The organism is Sphingomonas sp. AC449, from assembly GCF_979253475.1.
In genome coordinates this window covers 1-23,162 of record NZ_CEEDCZ010000004.1, presented here as the reverse complement: position 1 = coordinate 23,162, position 23,162 = coordinate 1, and the positions used below count along the sequence as shown (strand labels likewise).

General features: G+C 67.0%; 19 protein-coding genes. 5 read left to right on the top strand and 14 right to left on the bottom strand.

The window, feature by feature from the left end:
• Window positions 1–5: 5 nt before the first annotated feature.
• On the bottom strand, window positions 6–1,049 hold the full coding sequence (locus AC0CH3_RS08810) for a cache domain-containing protein (RefSeq protein ID WP_457325877.1): 1,044 nt from the start codon (window positions 1,047–1,049) through the stop codon (window positions 6–8).
• Window positions 1,050–1,184: 135 nt separating this feature from the next.
• Entirely contained in the window at window positions 1,185–1,733 is a 549-nt protein-coding gene (locus AC0CH3_RS08805; protein WP_235532316.1) for a peptidoglycan L,D-endopeptidase MepK, read from the bottom strand.
• A gap of 196 nt (window positions 1,734–1,929) precedes the next feature.
• Between AC0CH3_RS08805 and AC0CH3_RS08800 the strand changes: the two genes are divergently transcribed.
• A complete protein-coding gene (locus AC0CH3_RS08800; protein ID WP_354303158.1) occupies window positions 1,930–3,360 on the top strand; it encodes a L,D-transpeptidase family protein in 1,431 nt (476 codons plus the stop codon).
• Between the two features lie 75 nt (window positions 3,361–3,435).
• Here the strand turns inward: AC0CH3_RS08800 and AC0CH3_RS08795 are convergent, their stop codons facing one another.
• The 10 genes from AC0CH3_RS08795 to AC0CH3_RS08750 all read right to left on the bottom strand — a co-directional run bounded on the left by AC0CH3_RS08795 (window position 3,436) and on the right by AC0CH3_RS08750 (window position 16,876).
• Complete coding sequence (locus AC0CH3_RS08795; RefSeq protein WP_457325880.1) at window positions 3,436–5,316, bottom strand: ribonucleoside-diphosphate reductase subunit alpha; 1,881 nt, start codon at window positions 5,314–5,316, stop codon at window positions 3,436–3,438.
• A gap of 472 nt (window positions 5,317–5,788) precedes the next feature.
• The gene (locus AC0CH3_RS08790; protein ID WP_465237782.1) at window positions 5,789–8,443 is read right to left on the bottom strand and encodes an EAL domain-containing protein; all 2,655 of its coding nucleotides are present in this window, start codon (window positions 8,441–8,443) and stop codon (window positions 5,789–5,791) included.
• A gap of 102 nt (window positions 8,444–8,545) precedes the next feature.
• Window positions 8,546–9,544 (bottom strand): inorganic phosphate transporter, encoded by a 999-nt coding sequence (locus tag AC0CH3_RS08785; protein WP_333996083.1) that lies wholly within the window; start codon window positions 9,542–9,544, stop codon window positions 8,546–8,548.
• A gap of 165 nt (window positions 9,545–9,709) precedes the next feature.
• Window positions 9,710–10,828: a DUF47 family protein gene (locus AC0CH3_RS08780; RefSeq protein WP_056020419.1), complete on the bottom strand. Its 1,119-nt coding sequence runs from the start codon at window positions 10,826–10,828 to the stop codon at window positions 9,710–9,712.
• A 100-nt stretch (window positions 10,829–10,928) separates the two neighbouring features.
• Window positions 10,929–11,552, bottom strand: coding sequence for a glutathione S-transferase (locus AC0CH3_RS08775; RefSeq protein ID WP_354303152.1), 624 nt, complete (start codon window positions 11,550–11,552; stop codon window positions 10,929–10,931).
• Between the two features lie 108 nt (window positions 11,553–11,660).
• Window positions 11,661–13,829 (bottom strand): TonB-dependent receptor, encoded by a 2,169-nt coding sequence (locus AC0CH3_RS08770; protein WP_354303150.1) that lies wholly within the window; start codon window positions 13,827–13,829, stop codon window positions 11,661–11,663.
• Window positions 13,830–14,005: 176 nt separating this feature from the next.
• Window positions 14,006–14,374, bottom strand: a complete 369-nt coding sequence (locus AC0CH3_RS08765) for a hypothetical protein (RefSeq protein ID WP_056020426.1) — start codon at window positions 14,372–14,374, stop codon at window positions 14,006–14,008.
• Window positions 14,374–14,787, bottom strand: a complete 414-nt coding sequence (locus AC0CH3_RS08760) for a hypothetical protein (protein WP_354303148.1) — start codon at window positions 14,785–14,787, stop codon at window positions 14,374–14,376. Before AC0CH3_RS08760 ends, AC0CH3_RS08765 begins: the two co-directional genes overlap by 1 nt.
• Before the next feature lie 73 nt (window positions 14,788–14,860).
• Complete coding sequence (gene gloB, locus AC0CH3_RS08755) at window positions 14,861–15,589, bottom strand: hydroxyacylglutathione hydrolase (RefSeq protein WP_465237781.1); 729 nt, start codon at window positions 15,587–15,589, stop codon at window positions 14,861–14,863.
• Between the two features lie 132 nt (window positions 15,590–15,721).
• Window positions 15,722–16,876 (bottom strand): acyl-CoA dehydrogenase family protein, encoded by a 1,155-nt coding sequence (locus AC0CH3_RS08750; RefSeq protein WP_354303144.1) that lies wholly within the window; start codon window positions 16,874–16,876, stop codon window positions 15,722–15,724.
• Window positions 16,877–17,034: 158 nt separating this feature from the next.
• On the opposite strand from AC0CH3_RS08750, the gene AC0CH3_RS08745 reads away from it, so the two are divergent.
• A complete protein-coding gene (locus AC0CH3_RS08745) occupies window positions 17,035–18,051 on the top strand; it encodes a fumarylacetoacetate hydrolase family protein (RefSeq protein WP_354303142.1) in 1,017 nt (338 codons plus the stop codon).
• A 12-nt stretch (window positions 18,052–18,063) separates the two neighbouring features.
• On the opposite strand, the gene AC0CH3_RS08740 is transcribed toward AC0CH3_RS08745, so the two are convergent.
• The gene (locus tag AC0CH3_RS08740) at window positions 18,064–18,465 is read right to left on the bottom strand and encodes an MmcQ/YjbR family DNA-binding protein (protein ID WP_354303140.1); all 402 of its coding nucleotides are present in this window, start codon (window positions 18,463–18,465) and stop codon (window positions 18,064–18,066) included.
• A gap of 152 nt (window positions 18,466–18,617) precedes the next feature.
• On the opposite strand from AC0CH3_RS08740, the gene AC0CH3_RS08735 reads away from it, so the two are divergent.
• From AC0CH3_RS08735 to AC0CH3_RS08725, 3 genes are read left to right on the top strand one after another with little or no spacing between them, the layout of a single operon-like run.
• Entirely contained in the window at window positions 18,618–19,925 is a 1,308-nt protein-coding gene (locus AC0CH3_RS08735) for a thiamine pyrophosphate-dependent enzyme (RefSeq protein WP_354303569.1), read from the top strand.
• 56 nt (window positions 19,926–19,981) lie between these two features.
• Window positions 19,982–20,989, top strand: a complete 1,008-nt coding sequence (locus AC0CH3_RS08730; RefSeq protein WP_031394420.1) for an alpha-ketoacid dehydrogenase subunit beta — start codon at window positions 19,982–19,984, stop codon at window positions 20,987–20,989.
• On the top strand, window positions 20,989–22,347 hold the full coding sequence (locus AC0CH3_RS08725; RefSeq protein ID WP_354303138.1) for a dihydrolipoamide acetyltransferase family protein: 1,359 nt from the start codon (window positions 20,989–20,991) through the stop codon (window positions 22,345–22,347). The genes AC0CH3_RS08730 and AC0CH3_RS08725 overlap by 1 nt, the downstream gene beginning before the upstream one ends.
• Window positions 22,348–22,366: 19 nt before the next feature.
• Here the strand turns inward: AC0CH3_RS08725 and AC0CH3_RS08720 are convergent, their stop codons facing one another.
• Window positions 22,367–23,038, bottom strand: a complete 672-nt coding sequence (locus AC0CH3_RS08720; RefSeq protein ID WP_354303136.1) for a peptidylprolyl isomerase — start codon at window positions 23,036–23,038, stop codon at window positions 22,367–22,369.
• Between the last annotated feature and the right edge of the window lie 124 nt (window positions 23,039–23,162).

The window sequence follows — 23,162 nt, the reverse complement described above, 5'->3', positions numbered from 1 at the left end:
GGTCGCTATCGACGGCGTTGCGCCAGGCTCGCCGCGATCGCCTGCTCGGTCGCGACATGTTCTTCGATGATGCAGCACAGCGCGAGGTCGGCGATGGCCCGGTCTGATACGGACTCCACCCGCGCCTGCGCGATGTTGAGGCCGTCCGAAGCCTTGACGGTCGTGGCCGCCGCCTTCGTCGCATGCGGATGCGAAGCCTGCCACGCATAGTTGCCTGTCGTGGCGACGACCTTGCCCGCATGATCGACGATCGAGGCGACCGCGTTGGTCGCGGTCCGGTTGACGACGTTCATGATCGCGCCCGCCTGACCCTCGAAGTCGAACTCGAGGTAGCACACGCCGATCGTCGTGCCCTCCGCGCGGACCGGGGCGACGTAGATCAGGACGTGGCGATCGTTCGACCAGGGATTCCGCCAGACCGCATCGGTCATCCATTCGACCGCGGCGGGCGCCGCCATCGCGCGCTTGAACTGCGCGTAGCCGTTGAAATTGACCTCGCGCACCGCGGCGTTGTCGTGCGCGCAGACCGCGACCTCGCCATCCGCGTTCACCGCGAACGCGTTCAGAAAATAGGGAGAACAGCCGAGCAGCGCGCGAAGCCGGTCGAGCGCGCGCGTCTCGATCCGCGCCGCGCCGCGATCGACGAGCAATGCCTCGACGATCGAGTAATCGGTCGCGAGCATGCGGATATCGATCGAGCGATCGTAGAGCGTGCGCGCCAGCGTGTCCGCGATCGATTGCGCCAGATCGGCGAGACGCCCGCCCTCCATGTCGCGGGCGAGGTCGTCGGCGAGCTCTGCGCCGTGTTCGAGGTGACCGAGCACGTCGTCGCGGAATGTCGCGGCAGCCGAGCGCGCGGCGCCGGCAAGCGATTTCACCTCCTGCGCAACCACCGAGAAACCACGTCCGGCGTTACCCGCGCGCGCTGCCTCGATCGTGGCATTGAGCGCGAGCAGGTTGGTGCGGTCCGCAATGTCTTCGGCCTGTTTGGCGTGGGACGAAACCTCTGCGCTGAGCGCGTTGAGCAAGGAACGTATACGACGCGGCATGGACGGCTTTCGTAAGAAGTCTGCCGCCGTTACCGTATGTTATCGTGTCCATCTAGGTCCGATATGGGGCTTTTTCGGCAATTCTGCCGATCCGGCCATCGGGGGGGCAGCGACCGCCAGCGCGCGCGCTCGGTCTCAGCTCCAGTGCCGCACCGCGCCCGTGTCGACATGGACGAACCCGTCACGCGGGTAATAGCCGACGCCGCCGCCGTGCAGCGACATGGCCGCGCTGCGCAGCCGGTCGAGCCGGATCCCGGGGATTGCGATGTCGGTCGCCTTGCCGAGCATGTGCTGGCTCTTGCTCGCGACGCCGTGCGATCGTGCATGGAGCGCCCCGTTCGTCTTGGGACTGCGATAGGCGGAGACGAGGCGCAACGGCTTGTGCGGTGCGACGTCGAGGCGATCGCGCACCTGGACCAGCAGATCGAGCAGCTTCGGGTCCATGGTCCGCGTCGCGCCGGTGCGCCAGTCGCGCATCGCATGATTGAGTTCGGCAAGCCCATCGGCGCGGTAGCGGCCATTGGCGAAGAAACAGGCGTCGTACCGCTCGCCCGTGTTGGCGTTGACGAAGGCGAGCCGGCGTTCGGGAGTCCGGGCGGACACGCGTTCCGACAGCGCGGCCATCGCAAGCGCGGCAGTTCCGCCGCTGATCAGACCACGGCGCGTAAGAAGAGTGTGAGACAAATCATAATTCCGGTGAATGGCAGAGCCCGGGCTTACACCATGATGTCGTAAAAGTTTCCTTTAGACACAGTCGCTTGTCGCAGCGGACCAACCGTCTGCCCGATTGCGTGTCGATGATGGTCGCATGGGAGGGCGCGCCGCGTCGGGAGCCGACTGCGCAGCGGTGCGTTTTCCGGACAGGTCTTGGGAGTATGTCATGCGTTCACCGTGGGGAAAATCACTCATGCTCGGGCTGCTGCTGTCCGCATGCAGCGTGGAGATCGGGGCGGACCAGAACGCGACCGCCAACGCGGGAGAGGCGGCGGCGCCCGCACGCTGGAGCGACTCGACCGCGGGGCAGCTGCGCAAGGCGATCGACGCGCGCGGCATCCACGCGCTCGATCATGTGGATTTCGGCGCGCCGCCGAAGGACGATGCCGCGCTGACCGCACAGGCGCTGCGCTTTGCAGCCGCGCTCGGGCGCGGCGCCACCGACCCGACGAAATTATACGAGGTCTATACGGTCCCGCGGCCGGCGCCCGATATCAAGGCGGGGCTCGCGGCGGCGCTGCGCGCGGGCGACCTGACGGCGTGGCTCGAAGGTCTTGCCCCGCAGGATGCGAACTACCGGAAATTGTCCGTCGCGTACCGCAAGCTCCAGCGGCAGCCGGATGCGCCGGCGGCGGCGATCGTCACCACCGGCGAGGCGATCGAGCCGGGCGGGACCGATCCGCGGATACCGTCGATCGCGCGCGAACTCGTGATCCTCGAATATCTCGACGCCGGGCTGGCGCAGGGCGACCGCTACACCCCCGACATGGTTGCGGCGGTCCGTCGGATGCAGGCGGACTATGCGATGAAGCCCGACGGGATCATCGGCAGCGAGGCGCTCGCGATCCTCAACATGTCCGACGTCGACCGGTCACGGGCGATCGCCGTCGCGATGGAGCGGCTGCGCTGGCTCGAGCGCACGCCGCCGGCGACGCGCATCGACGTCAACCTTGCCGCGGCACGGCTGACCTATTGGCGGGAAGGCAAGATCGTCGACAGTCGCAAGGTCATCGTCGGTGAGCCCGACACCGAGACCCCGCAGCTGGGGTCGCCGATCTTCCGCCTGGTGGCCAACCCGACCTGGACGGTCCCGCGGTCGATTCAGAAAAAGGAGATTGCCGGCAAGGGGGCGAGCTATCTGAGGGCGAACAACATGGTCTGGAAGGATGGCTGGATCGTCCAGCAGCCGGGCCCGAAGAACTCGCTCGGCCTGGTCAAGTTCGACATGCAGAACGACCACGCCATCTACCTCCACGACACCCCCGCAAAGCCGATCTTCGCGATGGTGCAGCGGCAGCGCAGTCACGGCTGCGTCCGGGTGGAGGACGCGCTGGGGTTCGCCGAGATGCTCGCGACCGATGCCGGCCTGCTCGAGCAGTGGCACGCCGCGCGCGCCACGGGGAAGGAGACGTTCGTGAAGCTGCCGCGGCAGATCCCGGTCCGGATGCTCTATCAGACGGTATTGTTCGACGATGCGGGCGAACCGATCGTCCGCAACGACCCTTATGGCTGGGACGACCGTGTCGGCGCGGCACTGGGGTTCAAGGCAGGCCGGGCGCTCCGGGTCGAGAGCGGCGCGGTGGACGTCGGGCCCTGACCTGACCGGAGCGCGTGAGGAGAGGACGGCTCGAATCAGATCGAGCCGTCCTCCGCGATCACGCCGTGCGCGCCGTCACTGGCAGGCGAGGCACTCGTCGTAATCCTTCGATTCCACGTCGATCTGACGCAGGTCGATGGTGTTGTCGGTCTCGACTCCCCCTGCGAACCCGGCGCGCTGCACCGACTTCGAGCGCAGGTAGTAGAGCGACTTGATGCCAAGCTCCCAGGCGCGGAAGTGAAGCATGAGAAGGTCCCACTTTTCCACGTCCGCCGGGATGAACAGGTTCAGCGACTGCGCCTGGTCGATATACGGCGTGCGGTCCGCGGCGAGCTCGAGCAGCCAGCGCTGGTCGATCTCGAAGCTGGTCTTGTAGCAGTCCTTTTCCTCGACCGAGAGGAAGTCGAGATGCTGGACCGAACCGCCCTGTTCGAGGATCGAGTTCCACACCGCGTCCGAGTTCTTCGACTTCTCGGCGAGCATCTTCTCGAGATACGGATTCTTGATCGAGAAGCTGCCCGACAGCGTCTTGTGCGTGTAGATGTTCGCCGGGATCGGCTCGATGCACGCCGACGTGCCGCCGCAGATGATGCTGATCGACGCAGTCGGCGCGATCGCCATCTTGCAGCTGAACCGCTCCATCGCGCCGGTATCGGCGGCATCGGGGCAGGGGCCGCGCTCGATCGCGAGCTGCATCGAGGCTTCGTTGGCTTGGCTGCTGATGTGCTTGAACATCCGCAGGTTCCACGACTTGGCCATCGCGCCCTCGAACGGGATGCCGCGTGCTTGGAGGAAGCTGTGGAAGCCCATGACGCCGAGGCCGACCGAGCGCTCGCGGCCCGCCGAATAGGCGGCGCGTTCCATGCCGGGCTCGTGACGGTCGATATAGTCCTGCAGCACGTTGTCGAGGAAGCGCATGACGTCCTCGATCAGACCCTTCTCGTCCTTCCACTGATCCCAGGTCTCGAGGTTCATCGACGACAGGCAGCACACCGCGGTGCGGTCGTTGCCGAGATGGTCCTTGCCGGTGGGCAGCGTGATCTCCGAGCACAGGTTCGAAGTCGAGACCTTGAGCCCGAGCTCGCGGTGATGCTTCGGCATCGCCTTGTTCACGTGATCGGCGAACACGATGTACGGCTCGCCGGTCTGGAGACGCGTCTCGACGAGCTTCTGGAACAGCGAGCGCGCATCGACGGTCGCGCGGATCGCCTGGTCCTTGGGCGACCGCAGATGCCATTCCTCGCCGTTGCGCACCGCCTCCATGAAGTCGTCGGTGATCAGCACGCCGTGGTGCAGGTTGAGCGCCTTGCGGTTGAAATCGCCCGAGGGTTTGCGGATCTCGAGGAATTCCTCGATCTCGGGATGCGAGACGTCGAGATACACCGCGGCCGACCCGCGGCGCAGCGAGCCCTGCGAGATGGCGAGCGTCAGCGAATCCATGACGCGGACGAACGGGATGATGCCGCTGGTCTTGCCGTTGAGGCCGACCGGCTCGCCGATGCCGCGGACATTGCCCCAATAGGTGCCGATGCCGCCGCCGCGCGAGGCGAGCCAGACATTCTCGTTCCAGGTGTCGACGATGCCGCCGAGGCTGTCGGGAACCGAGTTGAGATAGCAGGAGATAGGCAGGCCGCGACCGGTGCCGCCGTTCGACAGAACGGGGGTGGCGGGCATGAACCAGAGCTTCGAGATCGCGTCATAGAGACGCTGTGCGTGGCCGGCGTCATCGGCATAGGCCGACGCGACGCGGACGAACAGGTCCTGATAGCTCTCGCCCGGGAGCAGATAGCGATCCTTCAGCGTGTCCTTGCCGAACTCGGTCAGCAACGCGTCGCGGCTGTGATCGACCTCGACCGGGTAGATCTGCGCGCGCACCGAATGGCTGTCCTGCGCCTGGCGCGGCGCCTTGGCGGCTGCGGGCGTTTCGGTGGTCTGTTCGATCGTGTCGGTCGTCATGTCGCTATCCCGGCTGCTGTCTCTGAAATCCAAAGGACCGCTCCTAATGTTCTGTTTTCGTTCGAATCGGGAGCAAGCCCCATGCTATCACCGCGCGGCCCGGGAGGAGAACAAAATATGATCATGCGTGCTGCGTAAAGCAGCGGATCGATCACCGCGGCGGCTTTGGCAGCGCCGCGTCGTTCTACCAGAGATGGGGCCTGTCCGTCGTTCTAGCCCCAACAGATTGTGCCAAAGCGCCGCGTCATGCAAGCGGGTCTGGCGCGCGATGGCGATGTTTCGACGATCGCCGCGGGGCTGAGCGGCGGATCGCCGGCCGCGACGCGTGGACTTGAGCCGGTTTCGCGATACGCAAGGATTTAAGTGAGCGCGCGAAAAAATTTCGTCGCAAATGGGGCGGTGGTATCCGCCTACCGCTGCCCGCTCACCCCTGGCGTCAGCGGATCCGGGGGCGCTGACGTGGCAAAACGCGTCAGCCCGTGCGGCGCAGCCCGCGCGAGGCGGGGGGCGGGCCGAGATGTTCGAGGTCGATCGGATGATCGAACGCGATTCCCGCCTTGCCGTCGCGCGCCCAGCAGATGCGCGCACCGACACGCTGATTCTCCACCAGCTCGATCGCGAGCATGATCCGGACGGCGTCGCCGCGAATCGAGAGGCCGTCGATCATCGCGCCGCTCGTCGAGATGTCGCGGATGCGGATGTCGGCGGTCGCGCCGTCGATCGTGACCCGTGCGGACCGGAGCATCCGGACGCGCGGCGCGCGGCTCGTCTTGAACCCCGCGGCGGTCGCGACGCCCGCATCGACGCCGAGCTGGAGAAGCACCTCCTCGGCGGGTACCGGGCGACCATAGACATAGCCCTGGATATGGCTGCACCCCAGGTCGCGGACGAGCTCGATCTCGTCCTGCAACTCGACGCCTTCCGCGGTCGTCTCCATGCCGAGCGTGTCGGCGAGCATGACGATCGCCTTGATGATCGCCGCGTTGCGGTTGCCGGGCTCGGCGGCGCCCTTCACGAACGACTGGTCGATCTTGATCTTGTCGAACGGCGCGGTGCGCAAGTAGCCGAGCGAGGAATAGCCGGTGCCGAAGTCGTCGAGCGCCAGACGGACGCCGATGCCTTTGAGCGCCTTGAACATCTGGTCGGACGAGGCGGTTTCGTCGAGGAACACGCCTTCAGTGATCTCGAGCTCGAGCCGGTTCGCGGACAGGCCCGATTGCGCGAGCGCGCTGGTGACGAGCGAGGGCAGAGCGGGATTGGCGAACTGGATCGGCGAGACGTTGACCGCGACGCGGACATCGGCGGGCCAGCGCGCCGCGGCGGCGCAGGCGGTGCGCAGGACCCAGGTGCCGATCGCCTCGATCAACCCGCATTCCTCGGCGATCGGGATGAAATCGGCGGGTGACACCATGCCGCGCGTCGGATGCTTCCAGCGGATCAGCGCCTCATAGCCGACGATCCGCGTCGTGTTCGTACTGACCACGGGCTGATAGCAGAGGTGGAACGACCCCTCCGACACCGCCGCACGCAGATCGTCCTCGAGCTGTTTGCGCGACTTGGCACCCGCAAGCATCTCGTCCGAATAGAAGCGGTGGACGCCGCGGCCATCCGCCTTTGCGGCGTAGAGCGCGAGGTCGGCGTTGCGGACGAGCGTCTCCGAATCGCGACCATGTTGCGGCGTGAGCGCGATGCCGATCGAGCAGCCGATCGAGACCGACGCGCCGCTGATGAAATAGGGTTGCGAGATCGCGTCGATCAGCTCGCGCGAGAGCGTGCCCAACGTGTCGCGGTCGTCGATACCGGGAACGACGAGCTGGAACTCGTCGCCGCCCAGACGCCCGACGAGCCCGGTGTCGCCGACCACGCGCTGCAGTCGCTGCGCGACCTGTTTCAACAGCAGGTCGCCGGCTTGGTGCCCGAGCGTATCGTTGACGGCCTTGAACCGGTCGAGGTCCATGAGGAACAGCGCGGTCGGACGATAGGGGCCAGCCTTTTGCGCGAGCGTCTTGTCGAGCGACAGCCGCATCCGCTGGCGGTTGGCGAGCCCGGTCAAGCCGTCGAACAACGCCAGCCGGTTGATCTCGGCTTCCGCCCGGCGCTGCTCGGTCAGATCGGAGCCCGAGCCGATGAACCCCTGGAAACGGCCGATCTCGTCGATGACCGGACGGCCCGAGATCGACCACCAGCGCTCGGCCGACGAGTCGCACGCGGCGCACACCGAATAGTCCGAGAAGGAGGTGCGCGACGAGATATGGAATGCCAGCGTCCGCTCGGTCCCCGGCTGGTCGCTGTCCATCCGGAATATGTCGGTCAGCAGGCTGCCGACGACAGCGGTCGCGGCGGGTTCCCTGCCCTCCTGCGCGTCGTCGGCGGCGCAGGCGGTCAGCGCGTCGGCGACCTTGGCGGACATATAGGTGATGCGGCCGCGCCGGTCGGCTTCCCACAGCCAGCCTGCGCCCTGTTCCTCGAACTCCGCCATGAGCTTCATCGCGCGGCGGCCCTCGCTGGCGTCGTCCGCCTGATCGAGCGCTGCGTGATAATCGACCCGCGCCATCCGGTGCGCCGCGAAGACCAGCGCGGCAAAGGCGAGAACCGCCATGCCGAACGCGACGTCGAGGCCGGACACGATCCCGAGCAGCACCACCAGACCTGCGCCGAAGCCCAGCGATGCGGCACGGACGGGCTGGATCGTGATCGCGGTGATGATCAGCGCGGCGATCACGGTGACGAAACTCGCGAGCTCCCATCGTCCGGGGGGCAGATCCGTGGTCACCCACAACAACGCGACAAGCGCCGCGGTGAGCCCTGCGATGCACACCGCCAGCACGGCATGACGCCGGTGGATCGGCCATCGCTGCAGCAGCGGCGCGCGCAGCAATGCGAGGATCGCGAGCGACAACAGCGCGACCAGCGCGACGTTCACCACGGTCGCGACGACCAGCCCCGGCAGGCTGACGAACACGACGCCAAGTATGAACGCGCACGCGGTCAGATGCGCGAGCGCGGCGACCGGCCACACGGTCGCCGACAACAGGAGCCGGGCATGCTGCGCGGCACTGATCTGTTCGTGATCGTTCTCGTTCAGGCCGAACAGGGTGGTGATCGAGGCCTGGGGGTGATCACGCACAGGGAGAGGGGGAAATCGCCAGGACATGATGCCGTATAGCGCGCGAGGCGTTGCACAATTGCTTATCGATCATGCTTAACGGACCGGCCTCGCCGCCAGGAATCAGGTGAACAGCCCCGTCAGCCAATAGGTCCCGGCACCGATCGCGGCGGCGGCCGGCAACGTCACGGTCCACGCGACGATGATGTTGCTGGCGACGTTCCAGCGCACCGCGGACAGCCTCCGCGCGGCGCCCACGCCGACGATCGCGCCGGTGATCGTGTGCGTCGACGACACCGGCACGCCCCAGAAGGTCGCCGCGAACAGCGTGATCGCGCCGCCGGTCTCCGCGCAGAAGCCCTGCGCGGGCGTCAGCCGGGTGATCTTCGACCCCATGGTGTGGACGATTCGCCAGCCGCCCGACAGCGTGCCGAGCGCCATCGCCGCCTGGCACGACAGCACGACCCAGAAAGGCACGTGGAACTCGCCGCCGAGCAGCCCCTGCGAATAGAGCAGCACCGCGATGATCCCCATCGTCTTCTGCGCATCGTTGCCGCCGTGGCCGAGCGAATAGAGGGCGGCGGAGATCAGCTGGAGCTTGCGGAAGCGCTTGTCGACGCCGAGCGGGGTGAGCCTGAGGCTGGTCCAGGCGACGAGCAGGACGAGCAGCAGCGCGAGCAGAAGTCCGACCGCGGGCGAGACGAAGATCGCGCTGACGGTCTTGATTACGCCGCTCCAGACGATCGCGCCGAAGCCGATCTTGGCGACGCCCGCGCCGAGCAGCCCGCCGATCAGCGCGTGGCTGCTGCTCGAGGGGATGCCGAGCACCCAGGTGATGACGTTCCACGCGATCGCGCCGATCAGCGCCGCGAAGATCACCTGCGCGTCGATCACCTGCGCATGGACGATGCCGGTGCCAACGGTCTGCGCGACGTGCAGCCCGAAGACGGCAAAGGCGATGAAGTTGAAGAATGCCGCCCAGAGCACCGCGTATTGCGGTTTGAGCACGCGCGTCGAGACGACCGTCGCGATCGAGTTCGCCGCGTCGTGCAGTCCGTTGAGGAAGTCGAACAGCAGCGCGATCCCGATCAGCCCGATCAGGACGGGGAGCGAGAGGATCATGCGGTGATGCCTGTCGGTGCCACACTACCACCCCGGCGCAGGCCGGGGCCCAAAAGCGAAGGCCGCGGTAACGGTCCGCAGTCCGCAGTTATTGCCGTCCCCCAATTGGGCCCCGGCCTTCGCCGGGGTGGCGCTTTCGGGGAAGTCTCGGGCCGAAACGACGCTTCACGCATGGTCGATGACGAGCCCCTGGATCTCGTTGGCGACGTCCTCGAACCGGTCGACGATCTTTTCGAGGCTCGAATAGATTTCGCGGCCGATGATGAACGCCATCGGGTCGGCATGGCTCTTCGATGCGGCGAACAGCGCGCGCAGCCCGGTGTCGTGGATGTCGTCGGCATGACCCTCGATCTGGATCAGCCGCGCGGTCAGGTCGTGCAGCCGGCCGGCGTTGCTGCCGAGCGAGCGGAGCAGCGGGATCGCCTCCGCGGTGATTCGCGCGGCCTCGACGATGATTCCCGCCATGTCGCGCATCTCGGGCGCGAAGTCGGTCACTTCGTACAGCGCGATCGCGTTGGCGGTACCGTTCATCTGGTCGATCGCATCGTCCATCACGCCGATCAGGTCGGTGATCGCGCTGCGGTCGAACGGCGTGACGAACACGCGGCGGACGTCCTGCAGGACTTCGCGCGTGATGTCGTCGGCCTCATGCTCGCGGCGGACGATCTCGGCGATCTGGCCCTCGATCGAGCCCTCGCCGTGGAGCAGCCGTGCGAGCGCATCCGCGCCGGCGACGAGCGTCGCGGCATGCGCGTCGAACAGTTCGAAGAACCGTCCCTGCTTGGGCATGAGTGCCTGGAACCAGCCCAGCATTGGAAATCGCCTCCTCATTCGCGTCCGGAGCACCGGCATGACGCGTTGTTCGAACGCCACCGGAATCGGTGGCTCGCGGAATCCTCTGATCAGAGCCTTCAGCTCTGGTTCGTCGACCGCGGCGGCGGCCTTATCAGGCGGAAACCACCGTGTCTCGCGCTGATCCCGCTCGGGCCATTCGCCGACCTGCTCGACGAATTGCAGCGGATACACGGTGACGATCGTCGGCCGCAGCCGCCCCGTGCGACGACGCTTGTCATAGACGAAATCGCCGACGGGCGTGGGACAGGGGATACCGCGTATGCCCGCTTCCTCAAAGGCTTCCTGCGCCGCGGCCTCGTGCGAGGTGAGGCCGGTGATCGGATTCCCCTTGGGAATCACCCAGCGCCGCGTCTCGCGCGAGGTGATGAGCAGGATCTCGGCGCGTCCGTCGACGGTGATCCGATAAGGGAGTGCAGCGATCTGGCGGATCGTCGGGGTCCTCGTGACGAGAGAATTGGATCGTTTCGCATGCGCGGGCGACGAGCGCCAGCCTCTCGGTTTCGGGGGCAGCGCCTCTGTAAGGTACCGATCAGGCAGGAAAAGCCATGGGTGTCGCCTGCGGAGCCCAGGGTTCGAACTTCGGCATGATCGCGGCGAAGACGGGGCTCGCCAGATACCTCTCCAGCCAATCGCGCAGCGCGGGCAGCGGCAGCGCGTCGAAATAGCCGGGATCGGTCGCGGCGAACTGCCGCACGAACGGTGCGATCGCCATGTCGGCGAGCGCGAACCACGGCGTGACGAGGTGGCCATGTGCCTGCAGACGCGTGTCGAGCGCCGCGAGGATGTCGGTGGCGGCGGCGCGGTGCGCGAGCCTGTCCGATCCGTGACGCTCTGGATATTTGTAGCGGTCGAGATGGTGTTTGAAGATGCCGTCGTTGATCGCGATCAGCGCCTGGTCGTCGCCATCGAGCCAGTGCGCCGGATCGGCAACGCCCAGCGCCCAGCGCATGATGTCGAGGCTCTGGTTGACGACGCGGCCACCGGGCAGGACGAGGACGGGCACGGTGCCCTTGGCGGAGGCGGCGAGCAGCGCGGCGGGCTTGGCACGCAGCACGACCTCGCGGAGCTCGACCTGCACGCCGCTCGCCACCACCGCGCTGCGCGCGCGCATCGCATAGGGGCAGCGGCGGAAGCTGTAGAGGATCGGGCGCATCGATCGCGCTATACGATCGGTGCGGGCCGCCAGCTACCCCGTGCCCCCGCGACGCGCCCAAGCGTGGTGGGTCGCGGGGGAGACACCCCCCCCCGCGACCAGACACCTTCAGAGTCCGAAGCGCAGCGTTGCGCGGATGTCGCGGCCGGCGAGCGGGGCGAAGTCCTTGAGGAAGCTCGCATGGCGGCGCGCCTCGACATCGAACAGGTTGTTCGCGCTGACCAGGATCGAGGTCTTGCTGTCCTTGCCGAACGGACTGAACCCGATCGTCGCGTTGACCATCGTATAGTCGCGCGTCGTGGTCTCGAACGCGGCGATGCGGTCCTGTTCGAAAACGTGCTCGATCTCGAGCCGGCCGTTGACGCGGTCGCCCTGCGCCTCGATCCCGCCGAGCACGCGCATCGGCGGGATGCGGGGAACGGGGCCGTCGTCGACGATCGTCGCGCGGACATAGTCGCCGAGAAGATCGGCGTTGATCAGATAGCCACCGATCTGCGCGACGCGGACCGACGCGTTGGCCTCGAACCCGTAATAGCGCGCATCGGCCTGCTGATACTGGAAGCAGGGCAGATCGACCTCACGGCCCGACGGGTCTGCGGCAAGCTGGCAGATGTCCTGCGCGACCTGGTTCTCCGAGATATAGTTCGAGAACCAGTTGTAATAGGCCGACGCGTCGAAGCTGAAGCCGTCGCCATGCGCGTGGAGCGTGCCTTCGAGACCCCAGCTCTTTTCGAGCCGGAAGTCGGGGCTGCCGAATTCATATGCCTGCGTCCCGGCATGCCCGCCATTGGCGAACAGCTCCTCAGCGGACGGTGCGCGTTCGGTGCGCGAGACGTTCACCCCGACCCGCACCGCGTCGGTAAGGCCATAGGATCCGCCGAGCGAGCCCGACACCGCGTCGAAGCTGCGCGTCCCGCGGAAGAAGCGGAGATCGTCGAGCGGCGTCTTGGCGTCGAGCGCGGTGTGCTCGTAGCGCAGCCCGCCTTCGGCGCGGAACGCGCCGGCGCTGTATTGCTGAAGCGTGAAGAGGCCGGTCTGGTTGGTCTCGTTGCGCGGCAGGAACGCCTCGTCGCCATTCACGTCGAACAGGCGGTTGAAATATTGCACGCCCGACGCACCCTGCCAGCCGCCACGATTGGCCTGGACGAGTTCGATGCGACCTTCGGTGCCGTTGTTGAAGAAGGCGGTGCCGACCCCGCCATCGGGCTCGAGCTCGAAGTGGCGATAGGTCGCGTGGCCCGCGCGGATGCGGATCCTGTCGAGAAACCCGCCGCCGGTGTTGATCTCGCCGCGCAGATCGAACCGGTTCTGGACGACGTCGAGCCGGGGCGCCTCCTGTTCCTGACCGACTTCGGTCGCGTAGCGGATGGGGACGCCGTAGAGGCTGTCGTAATGGCTGTACGAGATGCCGAGATTGCCCGTGTCGGTGATGACCGAGGCGCCGACGCCCGCGGTCCAGGTCTCCGACTGTGTGTTGGGAAGCTTGCCGCGGAGCGATGCCGACCGGGCAAAGTCGATCGGCTCGTCGGTGTCCTGCGGCAGGCCGACCTGGCTGCGTGCGGCGGCGCGCGCCTCGGGTGACAGGATGTTGCCGCCGGTGCGCAGGTTGCCCGACTTCAGATACGAGCCGTCGGCATGGAGCACGAGATGCTCGCCGACCGCGACGTCACCCGCGCCGCCGCCCGAGCGTTCGTTGGCGGCCGATCCGTAGCTGGCGATGCCGTTCACGCGGTAGCCGTTCTCGGGCACGGTGCGCGGAATGCGCGTGTCGATGACGTTGACGACGCCGCCGACCGCGGACGATCCGAACAGAAGCGCGGAAGGGCCGCGCAGCACCTCGATCCGCTCGGCGAGCAGCGGATCGATGATCACCGCGTGATCGACCGAGGTGTTCGAGACGTCGATCGAGCCGATCCCGTCGGTCAGCACGCGGATGCGCTCGCCCTGGAAACCGCGCAGGATCGGGCGCGACGCGCTCGGACCGAACGAGGTCGCGGAGACGCCCGGCTGGCGCGCGAGCGTCTCGCCGATCGTCGGGCGCAGGTTGCGCGTCAGTTCGGCGCCGGACAGGATCGAGGTGCCCTGCAGGACGTCGGTCTCGCTCTGCCGGACCGGGGCGGTGACGATGATCTCGCCGCGGCTCGCTTGCGCCGCTGGGGCGACGGGCTTCGGCGCGGGCCTGGCGGCGGGCGTTTCGAGCGTCTGCGCGGTCGCGGTGGGTGATGCGGCGAGCGCGGTGGCGATCGCCAGTGCGCTGATCCCGAAAACAGTCTTCATCGATACGCTCCTACAACCCGGAGCCGTCGTTTAGCCTCGATGATGTATCATATCAAAGATGTTGTTCGCGGGTGCGGCATTAGGTGCGTCGCTGTGGCAATGTTGCAACATATCATTGGCAGGCGGCGAGTTGCGCGAGTGACAGGGCCTGCCGCCTGTCATCCGTTCGGCCGCGCCTAGGGACGGTCGGGTTTGTCATAGGGCGTGAAATTCCCGAACCGGCAATAGCTCGAGGGGATCGTCATGCCGTAGGAGAGGAGGCGGAAGCGGTCGTTGCGGCAGAGCTGTCCGCCATAGACGTCGACGATGATGGTCGCGGGCGGGCGCAGCGCCTCGCAGGACCCGATCGGCACGGCGCGCCAGACGCGCTTGCCCGACTGGCGGTAGAGTATCGTCTTGTCGTCGAGGATCGTCGGTCCCTGGACGCGGGCGAGATCGATGCAGGCGACGGGTGGCCCCGCGATCCGGCCGGCGAGCGGATCGTCGCGCGACGCAACAAGCGCGATGCCGGTCGCCAGCAGCGCTGCGATACGCCGGCCGCGCATCAGCGCTTCCGATAGGGGACGAACTCCCCAAAGCTGCAGCTCCCCGTCATGAAGCGGCTTGCGGTGTCGATCGTCGTGGCGATGTCGCCGCGACAGGTCTGCCCCGTGGGGGTGCGCGTGATCAGGATGTTGCGGTCGAGATCCGCGCAGCCACCGGTCGTGTCAGTCCGGTAGATGAGCGAGTTGCTTACCCGGTAGAGCAGCGTCGGGCCGTAGCTGGTCACCTGCGGGTTGCCGAACTGTGGCATGCAGCTGGTGGGCTTGCCCGGGGTCAGCCCGGCGAGCCTCGCCTCGAGCTTCTGCTGTTCCGTCTTGAGCCGCTGGTCGATCGCGAGCTGTTCGCGCGGGGTCGGCGTGCACGCGGCCGCCACCGTCAGGACTGAGAGGGACAGGATCCGGCCGATGTTGCGCATGCGATGCTCCTTCGTCCCCCATATAAGGGTGCGCCCGCGGAATAGCTTGCCCTGCGGCGCGTACCCTGCTGCATCAACCCTTGAACGCGTCTTTGGCTGCGCGATAGTCGCCGAACTGCGCGGCGGATGTGGCCCGGAGGAACGGGTTGGTCGCCCTTTCGAGTGCGATGGTCGTCGGGACGGTCGCCTCGCCGCGTGCCCGCGCGGCATCGACGTCGATCATGCGACGCGCGATCGCGGCATTGTCGGGCTCTGCGACCAGCGCGTAGCGGCCGTTCGACTGCGTGTATTCGTGCCCGCAGAAGACCGCGGTCTCGTCGGGGAGCGCCGCATAACGCTGCATGTTGGCGAACATGTCGGCGGGCGTGCCTTCGAACAGGCGGCCGCAGCCCATCGCGAACAGCGTGTCGCCGGTGAAGATCACCGCGTCGTCGGCAAAGTGGAAGGCGATGTGGCCCTGCGTGTGTCCCGGCACGGTCATCACGCGCGCGACATGCGCGCCGAGCGAAACGGTGTCGCCTTCGCCGACCCGGACGTCGAGCGTCGGGATCTTCGCGGCCTCGGCGTCGGGGCCGGTGATGGTCGCGCCCAGCGCCTTGATCGCGGCGTTGCCGCCGGTGTGATCGGGGTGCCAGTGCGTGGTCCACACATGGTCGATCCGCCAGCCCCGATCGGCCGCCGCCGCAAGCACGGGATCCGCCTCGCCAGGGTCGATGGCGACCGTCTCGCCGCTCTCGGGGTCGTGAACGAGCCACGCGTAATTGTCGCTGAGGACGGGGACGCGGACGATGTCGAGGGGCATGTGGGGGCTTTCGAAGGCGATTGCGCGGTCCGGCATATGGGGGTGGCGGTGCGGTGCGGGCAAGGTTGCGGGGAGGGGCGCTCCGATACGTCCTGGATGCGTGGCCCGGCATTACGCGTCGACGGCGTGGCGCTACAGCTTGCGGCCGATCACTTCCTTCATGATCTCGCTGGTTCCGCCATAGATCCGGCTGACGCGCGCCGCGCGCCAGCTCCGGGCAATCGGATATTCGTTCATATACCCCGCGCCGCCATGCAGCTGAAGGCACTGGTCCATCACCTCCCACTGCAGTTCGCTGTGCCACAATTTGGCAGCGGCCCCCTCCTCGTTGGTGAGCGCCCCCTTCAGGTGCCGCGCGATCGCCCAGTCGAGATGCGCCCAGCCGACCTGCAGCTTCGCCTTCAGTCCCGCGAGCACGAAGCGGGTGTTCTGGAAATCGAAGACGACGCCGGCAAACGCCTTGCGATCCTTCGTAAAGGCGACGGTGTCGTCTAACGCCTTTTGCGCCGACGCCTGGACGCTGATCGCGATCGACAGGCGTTCCTGCGGCAACTGGCTCATCAGATACGTAAAGCCCTTGCCCTCCTCGCCGAGACAATGCGTGATCGGCACGCGGACGTCGTCGAAGAACAGTTCGGAAGTGTCGGCTGCTTCCTGACCGATCTTGTCGAGATTCCGGCCCTTGCGGAACCCCGCGCGGTCGCTCTCGACCAGGATGATCGACATGCCCTTCCATGCGGGGATCGCATCGGGATCGGTCTTGGCGACGACCAGCGTCAGGTCGGTATTCTGACCGTTGGTGATGTAGGTCTTCGTGCCGTTGAGGACATAGTGGTTGCCGTCCTTCCGCGCGGTGGTGCGGATCGCCTGCAGGTCGCTGCCGGTGCCGGGCTCGGTCATCGCGATCGCGGTGATGACCTCGCCCGAGACCATCCGGGGCAGCCACTGCGCCTTTTGCTCGTCGGAGCCATAATGTTCGAGATAGCCGACGACGATATCGGATTGCAGCGAGAAGCCGGCGGGGACGCCCGCATAGGCCATCTCCTCGTCGACCACCGCGTTATAGCCGAAATCGAGCCCGGGCCCGCCATAGCGTTCCGCCACGCTCGGGCAGAGCATGCCGATCGCGCCCGCCTTGCGCCAGAAGTCGCGCGGGACGAGCCGGTCGGCTTCCCACGCGGCGACATGCGGCACGCCTTCGCGTTCGAGGAAGCTGCGCACCGTCCGGCGGAACGCCTCATGATCGTCGTTATACGCGAATCGGCCAGCGAGCGTGTCGAGCGTCATGGCAATCCTCTCGATCGTCCGGCGTGTGTCCGCCGTTTGCCGAAGCGTGCTGGCGATCGGCCGGAGCGTCAAGTCGTGCGGCGTTCGGCCAAGCGCGCCACTCGACTTCCGCGCTGCCCCGGGCGTAGGAAGGCGAAAACAACGAGAGGATCCGCCGCATGAAACTCGCCAGCCTGAAGGACGCAGATCCAGCCCGGGGCCGTGACGGCCGGCTTGTCGTCGTGTCGAACGACCTCGCCTGGTATGCCGATGCGACGCATATCGCGCCGACGCTGCAGGCGGCGCTCGACGACTGGGACCGGCTTGCGCCGATGCTCGAGAATCTGTCGACCGATCTCGAGCACGAGATGATTCCGATGCGGCGGTTCCACGAGCATGACGCGGCGTCGCCGCTGCCGCGCGCCTATCAGTGGGCGGATGGTTCGGCCTATGTGAACCATGTCGCGCTGGTCCGGCAGGCGCGCGCCGCCGAGATGCCCGACAGCTTCTGGCACGATCCGCTGATGTATCAGGGCGGGTCGGACGGGTTTCTGGGGCCGCGCGACCCGATCCCGCTCGCCGACGAGAGCTGGGGCTGCGACATGGAGGGCGAGGTCGTTGTCGTCACCGGCGACGTGCCGATGGGCGCGGGCCGCGAAGAGGCGCTGGCGGCGGTGCGGCTGGTCGGGCTGACCAACGACGTGTCGCTGCGCAACCTGATCCCGGCCGAGCTGGGCAAGGGATTCGGCTTCTTCCAGTCGAAGCCCGCCAGCGCGTTTTCACCGGTGTTCGTGACGCCCGAGTCGCTTGGCGACTGGTGGCAGGACGGCAAGCTGCACCGCAAGCTGATGGTCGACCTGAACGGCCAGCCCTTTGGCCGCGCCGAGGCGGGCGAGGACATGACGTTCGATTTCGGCACGCTGATCGCGCATGCCGCCAAGACGCGGAAGCTGGGCGCGGGGACGATCGTCGGGTCGGGCACCGTGTCGAACCGCGGCGCGGATGGCGGGCCGGGCAAGCCGATTGCAGAGGGCGGGGTCGGCTATTCCTGCCTGGCCGAAGTGCGGACGATCGAGACGATCGCGGGCGGCGCGGCGGTGACCCCGTTCCTTAAAAAGGGCGATACGGTGCGGATCTGGGCGGAGGACGACAAGCATCGTCCGATCTTCGGCGTTATCGAGCAGACGGTGGAATAGCGCGCGCGCCGGCTAGGGGCGCTCGCCATAGGCCTTGCGCTGAGCGGCGGTAGCGCGGTCCCACCAGGCGCGGGCGAGCAGATCAGCGATCCGCTCGCCCGCGCCGGTGCCGTAGCGGACCAGCACCGCCGGCCAGCCGTCATAGTGATCGGTCTGCCAGAAGGTCGCGGGGTCGGTGTCGAGCAGGATCTCCTTCTCGTCGAGGCCGATATGGAGCACGAAGCTGCCGGGATCGGGCGCGGTGGTCGACGCGAGCGTCTTGCCGCGGAACCTGAGTGCGGGCCGGCCGTAGCTGGTCCCCGGCTCGACACCCGGCAGCGTGCATCCGATCGCGACGACGGCGTCCCAGTCCTGCAGCATGTCGCGCTGTCCCTCCCCCTGTCTGCCCGTGTCTGCCTGCGTCCGCAGGCTCATGCTATCGCATTGATCGCACGGCGTTGCACGCGGCCGGTGCGAATGCGGCAACCGGGCAAAACTCCCTCTCGCCAATGCCGTTGAAATTTTATAACAAGGCCGCGAAGAGCGATCCGGCGCGTACGCCGCCGGGCGATGGAGATGGAGTGACGATGGCCAGCGAGCACCCTCGCGCCGATTCGCAGCCGCTGCGCAATCTACCCGGATTGACGCTGCATGTGCCCGAACCGAAGTTTCGACCCGGCGATCCGGTCGATTTCGCCGAAGTCGACGTGCCGCCCGCGGGGCAGGCACGGCGCCCCGACACCGCGGACAAGGCGAGCGATTTCACTGATCTCGCCTATACGCTGGTCCGCGTTCTCGACGACGCGGGCCATGCGGTGGGGCCATGGGATCCCAAGCTTTCGCCCGATATGCTGCGGCGTATGCTGCGCAGCATGGCGCTGCTCCGCGCGTTCGACGAACGCATGTTCCGTGCGCAGCGCCAGGGCAAGACGAGCTTCTACATGAAGGCGCTGGGCGAGGAGGCGGTCGCGGTCGCGGCGGCCTATGCGCTCGATTACGAGGACATGTGCTTCCCCTCCTATCGCCAGCAGGGGCTGCTGATCGCGCGGGGCTGGAGCCTCGTCGACATGATGAACCAGATCTATTCGAACACCGCGGACCGGCTGGGCGGCAAGCAGTTGCCGATCATGTATTCGGTCAAGGAAGCCGGGTTCTTCTCGATCTCGGGCAACCTCACGACGCAATATCCGCAAGCCGTGGGCTGGGCGATGGCGTCGGCGGCCAAGGGCGACACGCGGATCGCGGCGACGTGGTGCGGCGAGGGATCGACCGCGGAGGGCGACTTCCATTCGGCGTGCACCTTTGCCGCGGTCTACCGCGCGCCGGTGATTTTCAACGTCGTCAACAACCAGTGGGCGATCTCCAGCTTCTCCGGGTTCGCCGGCGCCGAGGCGACGACGTTCGCCGCGCGCGCGGTCGGCTATGGCATTGCCGGGCTTCGGGTCGACGGTAACGACGCGCTGGCCGTGTACGCAGCCACTGAATGGGCGGCCGAGCGGGCGCGGACCAACCAGGGGCCGACGCTGATCGAGCATTTCACCTATCGTGCGGAAGGTCATTCGACCTCGGACGATCCCGGCCAGTATCGCAGCGAGGGCGAGCCCAATGCATGGCCGCTCGGCGACCCGATCAAGCGGTTGAAGGACCACCTTATCGCGATCGGCGAATGGGACGATGAGCGTCACGCCGCGCAGGACAAGGAGCTCGCCGAGCAGGTCAAGGCCGCGCAGAAGGAGGCCGAGAAGAACGGCATCCTCGGCCACGGGCTGCACCAGCCGCTCGAATCGCTGTTCGACGGCGTATTCGAGGAACTGCCCTGGCATCTGAAGGAGCAGCGTCAGCAGATGCTCGATGAAGAGACGGCAAGCGGCCGTCCATGGGATCGCAAGGCATGAGCGACATGATCGACGCAACCGAGTCCGAAGCAGCGGACGGCGGCGAAACCACGCGGATGAACATGATCCAGGCGATCAATTCCGCGATGGACATCATGATGACGCGCGATCCCGACGTGATCGTGATGGGCGAGGATGTCGGCTATTTCGGCGGCGTGTTCCGCGCGACCGCGGGGTTGCAGGCGAAACACGGCAAGACGCGCGTGTTCGACACGCCGATCACCGAATGCGGGATCATCGGCGTCGCGGTCGGCATGGGCGCGTATGGCCTGCGCCCGGTCCCCGAGATCCAGTTCGCGGATTACATCTATCCCGCGCTCGACCAGCTCGTGTCCGAAGCCGCGCGGCTGCGCTATCGCTCGGCGGGCGAATTCACCTCGCCGATCACGGTACGCTCCCCCTTTGGCGGCGGCATCTTCGGCGGGCAGACGCACAGCCAGAGCCCCGAGGGGCTGTTCACGCACATGTCGGGGATCAAGACGGTGATCCCGTCGACGCCCTATGACGCGAAGGGCCTGCTGATCGCGGCGATCGAGGACAATGACCCGACGCTCTTCTTCGAGCCCAAGCGCATCTACAACGGGCCGTTCGACGGATATTGGGATCGCCCGTCGCAGAACTGGTCGAAGCACCCGGCCGGCGAAGTGCCGACGGGCTATTACAAGATCGAGCTCGGCAAGGCGAAGATCGTCCGGGCAGGCGAGGCGCTGACGATCCTCGCCTACGGTACGATGGTGCATGTCTGCGCGGCGGTGATCGCCGAGACGGGGATCGACGCCGAGATCGTCGACCTGCGCACGCTCGTGCCCCTCGACATCGAGACGATCGAAGCGTCGGTGAAGAAGACCGGGCGCTGCATGATCGTCCACGAGGCGACGCGGACCAGCGGCTTTGGCGCCGAGCTGTCGGCGCTGGTGCAGGAGCGGTGCTTCTATCATCTCGAGGCACCGATCGAGCGCGTGACCGGGTTCGACACGCCATATCCACACAGCCTGGAATGGGCTTATTTCCCGGGGCCGGTTCGTATCACCGAGGCCCTCAAGAAGATCATGAAGGACGCATAATGGCTCGCTTTACCTTCAAGCTGCCGGATATCGGCGAGGGCATTTCGGAAGCCGAGATCGTCGCGTGGCACGTCGCGGTGGGCGACCGCGTCGAGGAGGACTCGCCGATCGCGGACATGATGACCGACAAGGCGACCGTCGAGATGGAGTCGCCTGTCACGGGCGTCGTCGTCGAACTTGCGGGCGAGGTCGGCGATCAGGTGTCGATCGGGGCCGCGCTGGTGGTGATCGAGACCGATGCGGTCGACGCCGGGGGCGAGGTCGTGGCCGCGCCGCTGACGTCGGCGCAGGCGGAGACGGCTGAGCAATACGAGGCGGAGAATCCGGGGGTCGAGGAAGTCGCAACCGAAACTCCCTCTCCCCTTCGGGGAGAGGGTCGGGGTGAGGGGCAGCCCCGGGCGGAAACGCCGGTGCCTGCTCCAGCCCCTCACCCCAGCCCTCTCCCCCAAGGGGAGAGGGAGCAGAAGGGGAACGCTAGCGCTCAGAGCGAGCCGCAGGCGCATGCCCTGGCGTCGCCCGCGGTGCGCGCTCGTGCGCGGGATCTCGGCATTGACCTCGCCTCGGTGAAGACCGAGTCCGACCGGGTCCGTCATGCCGATCTCGACGCGTATCTGCGGTACGGCGCGGGTCAGGGCTATCAGGCGCCAGGCGCGAGCCGCGCGCGCGCGGACCAGCCGATCAAGGTCATCGGCATGCGGCGCAAGATCGCGGAGAACATGGCCGCGTCGAAGCGCGCGATCCCGCATTTCACCTATGTCGACGAGATCGACGTCACCGCGCTGGAGGCGATGCGCGCGGATCTGAACGCCAATCGCGGCGGGCGGCCCAAGCTGACGATGCTGCCGCTGATGATCGTCGCGATCTGCAAGACGATTCCCGACTTCCCGATGCTCAACGCGCGCTATGACGACGAGGCGGGCGTGGTGACGCGGCACGGGGCGATCCATCTGGGCATGGCGGCGCAGACCGATGCGGGGCTGACCGTGCCCGTGATCCGCGACGCGCAGGACCGCAACGTCTGGCAGCTCGCGACCGAGATCGGCCGGCTTGCCGAAGCCGCGCGTGCGGGCAAGCTCGCGCCGAACGAGATGGGCGGCGGGACGATTACCGTCACCTCGCTCGGGCCGCTCGGCGGGATCGCGACGACGCCGGTGATCAACCGGCCCGAGGTCGCGATCATCGGGCCGAACAAGATCGTCGAACGCCCGGTGTTCAAGGGCGACGAGGTGGTCCGCGCGAAGCTGATGAACCTGTCGATCAGCTGCGACCACCGCGTCGTCGACGGCTGGGATGCGGCGAGCTTTGTCCAGGGGCTGAAGAAATATCTCGAGACGCCGGTCCTGCTCTTCGCGGACTGAGGTCCCGGACCGTGGGGCGTCAGCGCGGCCGTGGCGGGGTGGGGCGCGTCTTCATCAGCCATGGTCGCGGGCCGCTGGTCGGGCGGGGCGTGCCGTCGAGCCGCTTCGCGCTGATCAGCGCGACGCGGTTGAGGATCATCTGGCCCTTGAACGCGTCGAGCCCGCCACCGGTCGGCTTGGCGAGGATGCGGCGGACCGTGTCCATGCCGCCGACGACATGGCCGAACGCCGCATAGCCCAGATAGCCCGGGCGCGCGTCCATCGCGGGGGTCGGGCCCACGGTGATGAAGAAATTGCCGCCCGCCGAGCCGGGCTCGCTGCCGCGCGCCATCGAGATCGTCGCATCGAGATGGCGGATGCCCGTCTTGGTCGTCGTCTCGAGCGGGAAGGCGGGCAGGATTCGCCGCGCGTCGGTGCGGATGCCGCCCTGGACGAAGCCGAATTTCGGCGCCTTCTTGCTGCGTGCGGCACGGTAGAAATCGGTGCCGTCGAAACGGCCGTCATCGACATAGGCGAGAAAGTTTTCGCTCGTCTTGGGCGCGCGGCGCGTGTCGAGCGCGAGCGTGATAGGGCCTTCGGAGGTCGTGAGCCGGACGCGGACAATACCGGGTTTGGCGGGGGCTTGTTTCTGGGGGGCGGCGACGACCGGGGCGGCCAGCAGCGCGAGCGCCGGGAGGAACAGGAAACGCATACGCGGGGCACGACCTTGTCATTCTGAACAGGGGTCGCCCTCTATACCCCCCGTCATCCTGACGAAAGTCAGGATCCAGAGCCCTGAGCGCTGTGGCCGGTCACTCTGGATCCTGACTTTCGTC